Annotated in this window: 12 protein-coding genes; 3 read left to right on the top strand and 9 right to left on the bottom strand. The window is 67.1% G+C overall.

The window, feature by feature from the left end:
• Positions 1 to 76 precede the first annotated feature (76 nt).
• The 5 genes from dxs to dut form a co-directional block, all read right to left on the bottom strand.
• Positions 77 to 2,026, bottom strand: a complete 1,950-nt coding sequence (gene dxs, locus AC1C2R_RS17750) for a 1-deoxy-D-xylulose-5-phosphate synthase (RefSeq protein ID WP_495353769.1) — start codon at positions 2,024 to 2,026, stop codon at positions 77 to 79.
• Between the two features lie 131 nt (positions 2,027 to 2,157).
• The gene (gene acnA / locus AC1C2R_RS17755; protein WP_495380782.1) at positions 2,158 to 4,968 is read right to left on the bottom strand and encodes an aconitate hydratase AcnA; all 2,811 of its coding nucleotides are present in this window, start codon (positions 4,966 to 4,968) and stop codon (positions 2,158 to 2,160) included.
• Positions 4,969 to 5,124: 156 nt separating this feature from the next.
• Positions 5,125 to 5,913 (bottom strand): DUF3159 domain-containing protein, encoded by a 789-nt coding sequence (locus AC1C2R_RS17760; RefSeq protein WP_495354417.1) that lies wholly within the window; start codon positions 5,911 to 5,913, stop codon positions 5,125 to 5,127.
• Between the two features lie 5 nt (positions 5,914 to 5,918).
• Positions 5,919 to 6,539 carry a DUF3710 domain-containing protein gene (locus AC1C2R_RS17765; RefSeq protein ID WP_495380783.1) on the bottom strand — a complete coding sequence of 207 codons (621 nt, stop codon included), beginning with the start codon at positions 6,537 to 6,539 and terminating at the stop codon, positions 5,919 to 5,921.
• Positions 6,536 to 6,994, bottom strand: coding sequence for a dUTP diphosphatase (gene dut / locus AC1C2R_RS17770; RefSeq protein ID WP_495353766.1), 459 nt, complete (start codon positions 6,992 to 6,994; stop codon positions 6,536 to 6,538). The genes AC1C2R_RS17765 and dut overlap by 4 nt, the downstream gene beginning before the upstream one ends.
• A 38-nt stretch (positions 6,995 to 7,032) precedes the next feature.
• On the opposite strand from dut, the gene AC1C2R_RS17775 reads away from it, so the two are divergent.
• On the top strand, positions 7,033 to 7,497 hold the full coding sequence (locus tag AC1C2R_RS17775; RefSeq protein ID WP_495380784.1) for a DUF3093 domain-containing protein: 465 nt from the start codon (positions 7,033 to 7,035) through the stop codon (positions 7,495 to 7,497).
• On the opposite strand, the gene AC1C2R_RS17780 is transcribed toward AC1C2R_RS17775, so the two are convergent.
• On the bottom strand, positions 7,494 to 7,787 hold the full coding sequence (locus AC1C2R_RS17780) for a DUF4193 domain-containing protein (protein WP_495353764.1): 294 nt from the start codon (positions 7,785 to 7,787) through the stop codon (positions 7,494 to 7,496). The two genes, AC1C2R_RS17775 and AC1C2R_RS17780, sit on opposite strands and share 4 nt — an antisense overlap.
• A gap of 194 nt (positions 7,788 to 7,981) precedes the next feature.
• Here AC1C2R_RS17780 and sepH point away from each other — a divergent pair, with 194 nt between their 5' ends.
• Positions 7,982 to 9,052, top strand: a complete 1,071-nt coding sequence (sepH, locus tag AC1C2R_RS17785) for a septation protein SepH (protein ID WP_495380785.1) — start codon at positions 7,982 to 7,984, stop codon at positions 9,050 to 9,052.
• A 106-nt stretch (positions 9,053 to 9,158) separates the two neighbouring features.
• Positions 9,159 to 9,443 carry a DUF6504 family protein gene (locus tag AC1C2R_RS17790; RefSeq protein ID WP_495353762.1) on the top strand — a complete coding sequence of 95 codons (285 nt, stop codon included), beginning with the start codon at positions 9,159 to 9,161 and terminating at the stop codon, positions 9,441 to 9,443.
• A 51-nt stretch (positions 9,444 to 9,494) separates the two neighbouring features.
• Here the strand turns inward: AC1C2R_RS17790 and AC1C2R_RS17795 are convergent, their stop codons facing one another.
• From AC1C2R_RS17795 to AC1C2R_RS17805, 3 genes are all read right to left on the bottom strand, one after another.
• Positions 9,495 to 10,673: a benzoate/H(+) symporter BenE family transporter gene (locus tag AC1C2R_RS17795; RefSeq protein WP_495354416.1), complete on the bottom strand. Its 1,179-nt coding sequence runs from the start codon at positions 10,671 to 10,673 to the stop codon at positions 9,495 to 9,497.
• Between the two features lie 26 nt (positions 10,674 to 10,699).
• Positions 10,700 to 11,974 carry an ATP-dependent Clp protease ATP-binding subunit ClpX gene (gene clpX / locus AC1C2R_RS17800; RefSeq protein WP_495353761.1) on the bottom strand — a complete coding sequence of 425 codons (1,275 nt, stop codon included), beginning with the start codon at positions 11,972 to 11,974 and terminating at the stop codon, positions 10,700 to 10,702.
• Between the two features lie 114 nt (positions 11,975 to 12,088).
• Entirely contained in the window at positions 12,089 to 12,847 is a 759-nt protein-coding gene (locus tag AC1C2R_RS17805) for an AAA family ATPase (RefSeq protein WP_495353760.1), read from the bottom strand.
• Positions 12,848 to 12,855 lie beyond the last annotated feature (8 nt).

A 12,855-nucleotide genomic window follows, 5' to 3' on the forward strand; every position in this document is an offset into this window, starting at 1 on the left:
TTCACGCCGAGGGCCGTTTGGCCGTACCGATAGTGCCGCGGCCCCGAGGCATCCGATTCGCGGCCTCGACGCCGAGTCAGACGCGCGGCTGCGGTCTCGTGTCGGTCGGGACGTCTGCATCGACCCCGGCACCGCGCGCGTGCGGCAGCTTCGAACCGAGCACCATCGCGGTGACGTCTCGGGCAATGTGCTGGGGGGTCAGGCCGACCCGTTCGAGGATGTCGGCTCGCGAACCGTGATCGAGGAACTCGTCGGGCAATCCGAGTTCGGTCACCGCGGTGTCGACGCCGGCCTTGCGCAGGTCCTGCCTGATGCGGGTGCCGATGCCGCCCACACGGATACCGTCTTCGATGCTCACGACGATGCGATGCTCGGCCGCGAGGTCGATGACGCTGCGGGGCACCGGCACGACCCAGCGCGGATCCACGACGGTGGCCCCGATGCCCTGCGCCTCGAGGCGCTCAGCCACCTGGAGGCCGGTGTCGGCCATCGGCCCGACCGTGACGATGAGCACGTCTTTACGCTCGGACTCGACGAGGACGTCGACTCCGTCGGCTGTGCGCCGCACGGCATCGAAGTCGACGCCGACCGTGCCCTTCGGGAAACGGATGACCGTGGGCCCGTCGTCGACGACCACGGCCTCCCCCAGCTCTTCGGTCAGTCGCACCGAGTCTCGCGGGGCAGCGATGCGGATGCCGGGGACCACCTGCAGAATCGAGAGATCCCACACGCCGTGGTGGCTCGGCCCGTCGGGTCCGGTGACACCGGCCCGGTCGAGCACGAAGGTGACGCCGGCCTTGTGCAACGCGACATCCATCAGCACCTGGTCGAAGGCCCGGCTGATGAAGGTCGCATAGACCGCGACGACGGGGTGGAGTCCGCCGAACGCGAGGCCCGCCGCGGCGGTGGCCGCGTGCTGCTCGGCGATGCCGACATCGAAGACCCGGTTCGGGAACCGTTCGGCCATGCGGTGCAGGCCCGTGGGACGCAGCATCGCTGCAGTGATGCCGACGAGTCGTTCGTTGCTCTCGGCGAGGTGCACCATCTCGTCGGCGAAGACGCCGGTCCACGACGGCGCCGAGGCGGTACCGAGGGACTCGCCCGTCTCGGGGTCGATCTGCCCGACGGAGTGGAACTGGTCAGCGGCATCGCGCAGCGCCGGCTCGTACCCGCGCCCCTTTTCGGTGATCGCGTGCACGATCACCGGCGCGCCGTAGTCTTTCGCCTGGCGGAGCGCCGCCTCCAGGGCGTGCTCGTCGTGACCGTCGATCGGACCGATGTACTTGATGTCGAGGTTGGAATACAACGCCTCGTTGCCGGTGAACCGGCTGAGGAAGCCGTGGAGTCCGCCGCGCACGCCCCGATAGAGCGCGCGTGCCGGCGCGCCCATGTTGTCGAACGCGCGGCGACTCGAGAGGTGCAGGTTGCGGTAGCTCTGCTTCGTGCGAACGGTGTTCAGGAACCGCGCCATGCCGCCGATCGTCGGCGCATAGGAACGGCCGTTGTCATTGACGACGACGACGAGCTTGCGCGTGTTGTCGTCGGAGATGTTGTTCAGCGCCTCCCACGTCATGCCACCCGTGAGGGCACCGTCGCCGACGACGGCCACGACGTGTCGACCGGTCTGTCCGGTCATCTCGAACGCCTTGGAGATGCCATCCGCCCACGACAGTGAGCTGGAGGCGTGCGAGCTCTCGACGATGTCGTGTTCGGATTCGGACCGTTGCGGGTAGCCCGCGAGCCCGCCGGTCTGGCGGATGGTCGAGAGGTCTTTCCGCCCGGTCAAGAGCTTGTGGACGTACGACTGATGCCCGGTGTCGAAGACGACTGCGTCGCGCGGCGACTCGAAGACCCGATGGATCGCGATCGTGAGCTCGACGACGCCGAGGTTCGGTCCGAGGTGGCCGCCGGTCTTGGAGACCGACTCGACGAGATACTCACGGATCTCGCCGGCGAGCTGATCGAGCTGATCGGGACTCATCGCATCGAGATCGCGAGGTCCCGAAATCGTCTCGAGCAGGGTCATTCGTCTAGCCTCCGGAGATTCACTGGCGCTGCCGCCGAACGGAACGATTCTACGCCGGGCTCGCTGGGAAGCCGGGCAGAGATCGGGGCGATCGGCGAAAAGCCGACCGCCCCGATTCTCCTGTGGTTCGCTCAGACGAGTGAACGCAGAACGTACTGCAGGATGCCGCCGTTGCGGTAGTAGTCGGCTTCACCCGGAGTGTCGATGCGCACGACCGCATCGAACTCGACCGTCTGCTTTCCGGCCGGCGAGTGCTCGGTCGGCTCGGCGATCACGTGCACCGTCTTGGGCGTGGTGCCCTCGTTCAACTGCTCGATGCCCGTGATCGAAACGACCTCGGTGCCGTCGAGCCCGAGCGATGCCCAGCTCTCCCCTGCGGGGAACTGGAGCGGCACGACACCCATGCCGATGAGGTTCGAGCGGTGGATGCGCTCGAAGCTCTCGGTGATGACCGCCTTCACGCCGAGGAGACTCGTGCCCTTGGCCGCCCAGTCGCGCGACGAACCCGAGCCGTACTCTTTGCCGCCGAAGATGACGAGGGGGGTGTCCTGCGCCTGGTAGTTCTGGCTCGCGTCGTAGATGAACGACTGCGGGGCGCCGGCCTGCGTGAAGTCACGCGTGTAGCCGCCCTCGACATCGTCGAGGAGCTGGTTCTTCAGGCGGATGTTGGCGAAGGTGCCGCGAATCATGATCTCGTGGTTACCGCGACGCGAGCCGTAGGAGTTGAAGTCCTTGCGGTCGACGCCGTGCTCGGTCAGGTACCGACCGGCGGGGCTGTCGGCCTTGATCGAACCGGCGGGGCTGATGTGGTCGGTCGTGACCGAGTCACCGAGCTTGGCGAGCACGCGCGCGCCGACGATGTCGGTGACGGGCGTGGTCTCCATGGTCATGCCGTCGAAGTACGGGGGCTTGCGCACATAGGTCGATTCGGCGTCCCACTCGAAGGTGGCGCCCGTGGGCGTCTCGAGGTTGCGCCAGCGCTCGTCGCCCTCGAACACGCTCGCGTACTGGTGCGTGAACATCTCGGTGTTGATCGAGGTGTCGATCGTGTGCTGCACCTCGGCCGCGTCGGGCCAGATGTCTTTCAGGAACACGTCGTTGCCGTCGGTGTCGGCGCCGAGCGCGTCGACCTCGAAGTCGAAGTTCATCGACCCGGCGAGGGCGTACGCGATGACGAGCGGCGGGCTCGCGAGGTAGTTCATCTTCACGTCGGGGTTGATGCGCCCCTCGAAGTTGCGGTTGCCCGAGAGCACCGCGGTGACCGCGAGGTCCTGCTCGTTGACCGCGGTCGAGATCTCGTCGATCAGCGGGCCCGAGTTGCCGATGCAGGTCGTGCAGCCGTAGCCGACGGTGTAGAAGCCGAGGTCTTCGAGGTAGCTCGTGAGACCAGCCTTCTCGTAGTAGTCGGTGACGACCTTCGAGCCCGGCGCGAGGGTGGTCTTCACCCACGGCTTGGCCTTCAGGCCCTTCTTCGCCGCATTGCGGGCGAGGAGGCCCGCGGCGAGCATCACCGAGGGGTTCGAGGTGTTCGTGCACGAGGTGATCGCGGCGATGGCGACGGCGCCGTGATCGAGCGTGAACTGCTGGCCGTCTTCGAGCCGCACCGGCGTCGGGTTCGACGCGGTCGCAGGCGCGTGGCTGCGGTGATGGTGCTCGTGGTGGCTGTGCTCGTCTTCGGGAGTGTTTCCGGGCGGGTCGGAGGCCGGGAAGGACTCGGCGCCCTCGAGGTCGACGAGATCGTGGTCGACCCGAGCGTAGCTCAGCAGGTCTCTCTCGAACGCGCTCTTCGAATCGGTGAGCTCGATGCGGTCTTGCGGGCGCTTCGGCCCGGCGATCGAGGGCACGACCGTCGAGAGGTCGAGCTCAATGTACTCGCTGAAAGCCGGCTCGCTGTCGGCGTCGTGCCAGAGCTTCTGCACCTTGGAGTACGCCTCGACGAGCGCGATCTGCTCGGCGCTGCGGCCGGTGAGCCGCAGGTAGTCGAGGGTGACGTCGTCGATGGGGAACATCGCGGCCGTCGAGCCGAACTCGGGGCTCATGTTGCCGATGGTGGCGCGGTTGGCGAGCGGCACGGATGCCACGCCCGAGCCGTAGAACTCGACGAACTTGCCGACCACGCCGTGCTTGCGGAGCATGTCGGTGATCGTCAGCACGACGTCGGTCGCGGTCACACCCGTGGGGATCGCACCGGAGAGCTTGAAGCCGACGACCTTCGGGATGAGCATCGACACTGGCTGGCCCAGCATGGCCGCCTCGGCCTCGATGCCGCCGACGCCCCAGCCGAGCACGCCGAGGCCGTTGACCATCGTGGTGTGCGAGTCGGTGCCGACGCAGGTGTCGGGGTAGGCGCGCAGCACACCGTCGACCACGCGCGTGAAGGTGACCTTCGCGAGGTGCTCGATGTTGACCTGGTGCACGATGCCGGTGCCCGGCGGCACGACCTTGAAGTCGTCGAACGCCGTCTGGCCCCAGCGGAGGAACTGGTACCGCTCGCCGTTTCGCTCGTACTCGATCTCGACGTTGCGCTCGAGTGCGTTCTCGGTACCGAAGAGGTCGGCGATCACGGAGTGGTCGATGACCATCTCGGCGGGCGCGAGTGGGTTGATCTTGTTGGGGTCTCCGCCGAGGCCGACGACCGCTTCGCGCATCGTGGCGAGGTCGACGATGCAGGGGACGCCCGTGAAGTCCTGCATGACGACACGAGCCGGCGTGAACTGGATCTCGGTGTCGGGCTCGGCCGTCGGCACCCACGACCCGAGGGCCTCGATCTGCTCCCTGGTGACGTTCTTGCCGTCTTCGGTGCGCAGCAGGTTCTCGAGCAGCACCTTGAGGCTGAACGGCAGCTTCTCATGGCCCGGCACGCTGTCGATCCGGAAGATCTCGTAGGACTCATCACCGACGTGGAGCGTGTCCTTCGCCCCGAAACTGTTCACTGCAGACACGATGTCCTCTCCTTCGTGGATGCCGCCGAACACGCGGGCGACGCTCCATCTTCTCCGTCAGACATGGGGCTGTTCCAGCAAGGGTAACCTAAGCCACTCGCCCGCCGACAGGCCTCGCACGGTGTGCGGATTTATCTTGACGTCGAGATAACTCTATCACTCGGCAGAGCGAGCCGAAGACGGATAGATCGCCCGAACCACGAGCCAAGAGAAGACCAGCACGAGCGCGTAGAGCGGCACGCCCATGAGGAGGCGAGTGGCCCCGAGCGCCTCGACGTTGTCGACGAGGTAGAACGGCACCTGCACCGCAAGGCGCGCGACGAACAGCCCGATCCAGACGAGCGTGAGGAACTGCGCCGCGCGGTACTTGCGCTTGTCGTGCTTCCAGGCGACGCCGTCGCCCATGAGGAATCCGACGATGAGGCCGAGCGCCGGCCAACGAACGAGCAGCGATACGATCAGCGCGAGCGCGTACCCCGCATTCGTGAAGAACCCGAGCACGTAGTTGTCGCGCGCATTGCCCGACCAGAGGGCGAGCGCCGCCGAAGCGAGCACGCCGATGAGCCCCGCGATCGCCTGGGTCGGCTGCCCCTTGGTGGCGAGCCGCACGACCGTGAACACCACTGCGAGACCGACGGATGCCGTGAGTGCGGGCACGAGCGCGGCCTGCGCGTCTTGGCCTGCGAAGCTCGTGAGCCCGCTGTAGACCACCAGGAACACGAGTCCGGGCAACAGTGCCTCGAGGATGCCTCGAACGCCGCCGACCGCGGTCAGCAGGTCACGGCCGCTCAGCTTCTCGTCACGCGCGAGGGCGCCGAGGCCGCTCTTCTCGGCGGCGGCGGCGAACTGCCTTCCGAACTCGCCGCCCTCTGCGGGCTCACCCTCGGATGCGGCATCCGTTCGGCCGCTCTCATCGGGACGCGACGGCCCAGAGGCATCCGTCATCTCGGTCACGCCGTGGGTGCGCCTGCGGAGGACGCGGGCATGCGCAGCGGAATCAGGTCGCGCGGCGGCATCGGCGTGGTGCCGCGCACCACGACGATCGAACGGAAGAGGTCTTCGACCTTGGCAGCCGCGGCCGGGTCGACCGCGGCTTCACCGGCGATCACACCGCGCAGGAACCATCGGGGTCCGTCGACCCCGACGAAGCGCGCGAGTCGCATCTGACCCTGCTGCCCCTCGCCCGCGGCGACGGGGATCTGGGCGAGCAGTTCAGGCCCGAAGCTGCCCTCGCGCACGGTGGTCGTGCCGCCCTGGCGGGCGATCTGCTCAGCGATCTGCGCGCGGATCTCGTGCCAGAGACCACTCGAACGCGGCGCGGCGAACGGCTGCACCTGCAGCGTCGAATTCGCGTAGTCGAGGCCGATGGCGACGACCCGTTTGGTGCCCTCTTCTACTTCGAGGCGAAGGTGGAGACCCTCACGCGGCAGCACCTTCACACCGCCGAGGTCGACATAGGGACGAACCGGGTTCGCCTCGGCCTCATCGAAGGGGCCCGCGCTCGCGCGGTCTTCGGGGGCCGACTTTGGCTGGTCGGCGGAGATCTCGCCGGTGTTCTCGATGTCGCTCACGCGTTCACTCCTGACTTGTGCGCCCCGGTACCGGTGGAGCCGAACCCGCCCTCGCCGCGCACGCTGCCGGGCAGTCGCTCGACCTCGACGAACCGCGCGCGGAGCACGGGCATCACGACGAGCTGGGCGATACGGTCGCCGGCCTCGATCGTGTACGGCTCGATCGCGTCGGTGTTCAGCAGGGCGACCTTGATCTCGCCGCGGTAGCCCGCATCGACCGTGCCTGGCGCATTGACGATCGTGATGCCGTGCTTGAAGGCCAGACCCGAACGGGGCACGACGAAGGCGACGTACCCGTCTGGCAGCGCGATCGCGACGCCTGTGCCGACGGTGGCGCGCTCTCCGGGCTCGAGGATGACCGACTCGGCGGCATGGAGATCGGCGCCCGCATCGCCCGGATGGGCGTACGACGGAACGTGCTCGGCCGTGATCAGCACATCGATGGAATCGGTCACTGTTCGAGGGTAGTGCAGAAGTCTGGTCGAATAGAGCCATGCCCGACTACCGCGAAAGACTCTGGCCGACGCCGTGGATCTACCTCGCCTCACTGCTCTTCATCCCCGCCAGCATCCTCGTGCTTGCGCCGGTCTCCCTGCCCGCCGGCATCGCGACCGGGATCATCCTCTACGGCGCGGTGGTCATCTCACTCAGCCTCACGGCACCGGTCATCGAGGTCGCCGACGGACGGCTCAGTGCGGGTCGTGCGTCGATCCCGCTCGTCGACACCGGAACAGCGGTGGGGGCGACGGATGCCGCTGCGCGCGTCGAACGCGGAACGGGTCTCGATGCCCGCGCGTTCCTCGTGATCCGCGGATGGGTGCAATCCGTCGTGCGGGTTCCCGTCACCGACGAGTCGGACCCCACGCCCTACTGGCTGATCTCGACGCGTCATCCGAAAGAACTGGCCGCCGCGATCAATGGATCACGACGGCCTGAGCGTACTGAGCCGAGCGTCTAGGACGCGCACTCCAAGCAGATCGGCCCGAGCTTCGTCTCGTGGTCGATCTGTGAACGATGTTTCACCAGGAAGCAGTTCACACAGGTGAACTCGTCAGCTTGCGGCGGAAGCACCACCACGTCGAGTTCGACGTCGGAGAGATCGGCACCAGCGAGGTCGAACCCGCCGGGGTTATCGGCGTCTTCGACATCCACTACGCCCGACATCTTGTCGGGGACGCGCTCCTTGAGGGCCTCGATCGACTCAGAGTCGTCTTCGGTCTTCCTCGGTGCGTCGTAATCCGTTGCCATTCCCATCCATTTCCTCATCGCCGAAGATTCGGCGGCCATAGTCTGCATCAAATCGGTTGCGTTAGCAAACCACTTGTGTGGGTTTTCCCAGGTCCTTCGTGCTCAACTTCCGCCGCGCCCGGGGTATTCCCACGAGCACACATCCCGACGTGGCATCCTTGGGCGGAGACGAAGGCACGGAAGGGCTTGTCGCGATGCAGGAACTCAAGGTAATCGGAGTCGAGAACGGCGCATTGCTCGCCGCATCCGACGATGGCGCGCGCTTCCGGATCGAGATCGACGAAGTACTGCAATCTCGTATCCGGCAGGCGCAACCCGAACAGCACACCGGGCCCAAACCTTCGCCGCGCGAAGTGCAGTCCCACATCAGGTCGGGCATGTCGGCCGAAGAGGTCGCTCAGGTCACCGGCGCATCCCTCGACTACATCCGCCGCTTCGAAGGCCCCGTGCTCGCCGAGCGCGAACACATGGTCACCTCGGCACTCGCGGTGCCGGTGCACGTCTCGATCGAGGTCGACCCGGCCGACGAGCCGCCGTCGTTCGGCGGAGTCATCCGTGACCGACTCGCCCAGCTCAGCGCCCATGGTGAACGCTGGGCGAGCTGGAAAGACGAGGAGCGCGGCTGGATCATCAAGCTCGAGTTCACTGCCGAGACGATCGAGCACGACGCACGCTGGAGCTTCGAGCCCCGCAAGCAATCGCTGCAACCGCTGAACTCCGAAGCGATCACACTCTCGCAGCAGGGCGAGATGAAGGGCGGGCTGATCCCGCGCCTGCGCGTCGTCGCTGCCGACTCCGACGAGTCGCGCTTCGACAGCGGCGCCTTCACCTTCGAAGAGCCCGAGCACGGCGAATTCGACACCGCCCCGCATCTCGAACCGCTCCCGTACTCGCGCTCGCCGCAGACGTCGAGCCCTGCAGCGTCGCGTGCTGCGATCAAACGAGCGGATGAACCGAAGCAGACGCTCGGCGAGACAGCAGACCTGCTCGAGGCGCTCCGGCGACGGCGCGGCGAGCGGGAGGCTGCCGGAAACGGGCAAGAGCAGCCGCCGACACCGGTCACCCCGGCTGTGATGCAGGAACCAGTACCCCCGCCCGAGCAACCGGTCGAAGAGAAGCCCGGCACGGCCGCTCGGAGCATTTGGGGCGGCAAAGCCTCCACCGGCCCGGCCGGCGCACGGGGCGCTTCCAAGAAGGGGCGTGCTTCGATGCCGAGCTGGGATGAGATCGTCTTCGGCGCGCGCACCGACGACGATCTCGCCTGATCGCCGACTGAGCTGAGGAACGCCGCCGGGCAGATGCTCGGCGGCGTTTCGTGCGCTCGAGCGCGGTGCTACCATCGAACATACATTCGATTTCGGTGAGGTGCCCATGTCGCTCGTTCACGAGTTCGTCGAGGTATGGACGAACGACGACGGCCGCCCCGAGCGACTCGTGTGGCGCTCACGTCGCTTCCGCGTGACGGACACTCCGACGACGCTCGTGGGCCCGTGCGACTGGTGGTCACCCGTCGCGGCACACGATGTCTCACCAGGCAGACCGCCGCTGCAGATCGCAGGCTGGCGTTTCCAGGCCACTGCCGACGACGGCGAGACCCACGTCTTCGATGTACGCCGCCACGAGCGCCGCTGGGAGCTCGTGCGCGTCTTCGATTGAGCACCGCGTGGCATAGCCGCCTTCAGGGCGTCAGAGCCCTCACCGGGCTGTTCAGCGGGCTTCGCTGGCCTTCGCGCTCCGGTCGCGGACGCGCGGACGCAACCAGAGCATGAGGATTCCACCCACCACGAGCCCCCAGAAAGCCGAGCCGATCCCGACGACCGCAACGCCCGACGCCGTCACCAGGAATGTGCCGATCGCGGTGATGCGCTGCCCCGGAGCTTCGAGCGCGCCCGTGACGGACGTGACCAGGGCGCCGAGCAGCGCGAGTCCGGCAACCGCCGTGATGATGATCGGCGGTGAGGCCTGCACGACCGCGGCAGCGAGCCCCGCCCCTGCTCCGAACACGAGGTAAACGACCCCCGAAGTGAGCGTGGCGACCCATCGGCGCCCGGCGTCGGGATTCGACTCGGGGCTCGCCATGATCGCAGCGGTGATCGCCGCGAGGTTGATCGCGTGGCCGCCCGCGAAGGCCGCGGCCACGGATGCGGCGCCTGAGGTGACGAGAACCTGCCTGGGAGCGAGGCGATAGCCGAACGTCGACATCACCGCGAACCCCGGCACGTTCTGGCCCGCCATGGTCACGATGAAGAGGGGCAGGCCGAGACTCACGATGACGAATGGGTCGAAGACCGGTGCGACGAACTCGAGCTGCGGCCGCACGGCTTCACTGCCGAGCACGGCCGGACCCGCGATCACTGCGATGCCGATCACCGCCACGAGCATCGCCGCCGGAACGGCCCAGCGAGGCGCGAGGCGAGCGAGCAGCAACCAGACGAGGATCATCGGAAGGGCGATCGCCGGCTGCTCGACGGCCGCGAACACCGGAGCGACGCAGATCGGAAAGAGGATGCCGGCGAGCATCGCGCTCGCGATCGGCTTCGGGATGCTCGTGATCGCGCGCCCGAGCGCAGGCCACAGGCCCGAGAGCACGATGAGCACACCGCAGACGATGAAGGCACCGATCGCCGCCGCGAATTGCTGGGTGGTCGCGGCCGCCGCGACGAGCAGCGCCGCACCGGGTGTCGACCACGCGAACGAGACCGGCATCCGGGTGATGACCGGCAGAAGGATGCACGTGACGCCGGTCGCAATGCACAGCGCGAACAGGCCTGAAGCTGCCTGCGTCTCGCTCGCGCCGACGGCGAGGAGTCCTGCGATCACCAGGGCGAAGGAGCTCGCGAACCCGGTGATGGCCGCGATGACGCCCGCGACGACGGTTTGGAAGATGTCCGGTGCTCGCTCTCGAACGAGTTCTACGCCGACTTCTCAGCGCGACGCGGCTTGTGCTGCACGATCGTGGGGGCGGCATTGTCGAGCACCGCGGCCTTGGTGACGACGACCCGGGCGACACCTGTCGAAGAGGGCACCTCGAACATGATCGGTCCGAGCACCTCCTCCATGATCGCGCGGAGGCCGCGTGCACCGGTCTGTCGAAGCACGGCGAGGTCGGCGATCGCCTGCAACGCCTCCTCTTCGAAGTCGAGTTCGACGCCGTCGAGTTCGAACATGCGCTGGTACTGCCGCACGAGCGCGTTCTTCGGCACCGTGAGGATCTGCATGAGCGCCTCGCGGTCGAGCGGCGTCACGGTCGCCACGACCGGGAGCCGGCCGATGAACTCGGGGATCAGGCCGAACTTGTGGAGATCTTCGGGCAGCACCTCGCTGAAGATGTCGGCTTCGTCTTCTTTGTTGTGCAACGGGGCACCGAACCCGATGCCGCGCTTGCCCGCCCGCGAGGAGATGATGTCTTCGAGGCCCGCGAACGCTCCGGCCACGATGAAGAGCACGTTCGTCGTGTCGATCTGGATGAACTCCTGGTGCGGGTGCTTGCGCCCGCCCTGCGGCGGCACCGATGCGACGGTGCCCTCGAGGATCTTCAGGAGCGCCTGCTGCACGCCCTCACCCGAGACATCCCTCGTGATCGACGGGTTCTCGGCCTTTCGCGCGATCTTGTCGACCTCGTCGATGTAGATGATGCCGGTCTCAGCGCGCTTCACATCGAAGTCGGCGGCCTGGATGAGCTTCAGCAGGATGTTCTCGACGTCTTCACCGACGTACCCCGCCTCGGTGAGCGCGGTGGCGTCGGCCACGGCGAACGGCACGTTCAGCTGCTTGGCCAAGGTCTGCGCGAGGTAGGTCTTTCCGCAGCCCGTCGGGCCGATCAGCAGGATGTTGGACTTCGCCAGCTCCACGTCGTCGCGCGCATCTGCCGACGTCAGCGTCGTGCGTGCGCGAACGCGCTTGTAGTGGTTGTAGACCGCAACGGCGAGCGCCTTCTTCGCGGCCTCTTGACCGATGACGTACTCCTCGAGGAATCCGAAGATCTCTTTGGGCTTCGGCAGCTCGAACTCGCCCGCCTCCGTCTCGCCGGCTTCGGCGAGCCGCTCCTCGATGATTTCGTTGCAGAGCTCCACGCACTCGTCGCAGATGTAGACGCCGGGTCCGGCGATGAGCTGCTGCACCTGCTTCTGGCTCTTTCCGCAGAAGGAACACTTGAGCAGGTCGGCGCTCTCTCCGATGCGTGCCATCGAAACCCTCCCTGTCGACGAGTCTGTTCCGAGCCTAGCCCGAGATCGGGCCGATCGAGGGTAGCCGGTCGGATTCGACACGCCCAGCAGTTCGCCGGTCGCGAACTGCGGCCATCAGTCGAGCAGGTGACGCAGATACCGCTTCGGGTCATCGAGGTACAGACGCCAGTGCGAGACGAGCTCGAGTTCCTCCCAGGTGGTCTCGCGGATGCCCCACTCCCCCAGTTCGAGGATCGTGGCGCCCGGCACCGAGGCGAGGATCGGCGAATGGGTGGCGCAGATGACTTGCGTGCCGCGCGACACCATGCGGTCGAGGCCGGCGATCCAGCTGAGGATGGAGGCGAACGAGAGGGCTGCCTCTGGCTCGTCGAGGCAGACGAGGCCGGCCAGGTACTGCGAGTGGTTCAGCTTGTTGTCGAGTAGGTCGTTGAACGACTCGCCGTGGCTCATCGAATGCAGATGCTGGTCGGGGCTGCCGGGCAGCGCCTCGAGGTAGCTGTAGTAGCCGTGCATCGTCTCTGCCCGCAGGAAGAAGCCCCATCGCGGCGCCGACGGACTGCGTTCGATTCGCAGCCAGTCGCCGAGCGGCGATTCGCTCGGTCTGGTGGATCGCCCGCCGTTGTTGCTGCCGCCCTCTGGTGGGAGCCCGTAGGCCGTCGCGATGCCCTCGAGCAGCGTCGACTTGCCGCTGCCGTTCTCGCCGACGAGGAAGGTCAGCCCGGGCGCGAACTCGATGCCGCCATCCCGGATGAGCTGGGCGACCGCGGGAATCGTCGCCGGCCAGGAACCGCGGTCGATCGCGGCATCCGAATACAGCGAAACGCGACGGATGGCGCGGCTGTCGTTCAGCCAGTCATCCGCCGCGTTCACCACGCTGCGAG

The sequence above is a fragment of the Agromyces sp. Y182 genome (assembly GCF_059445385.1).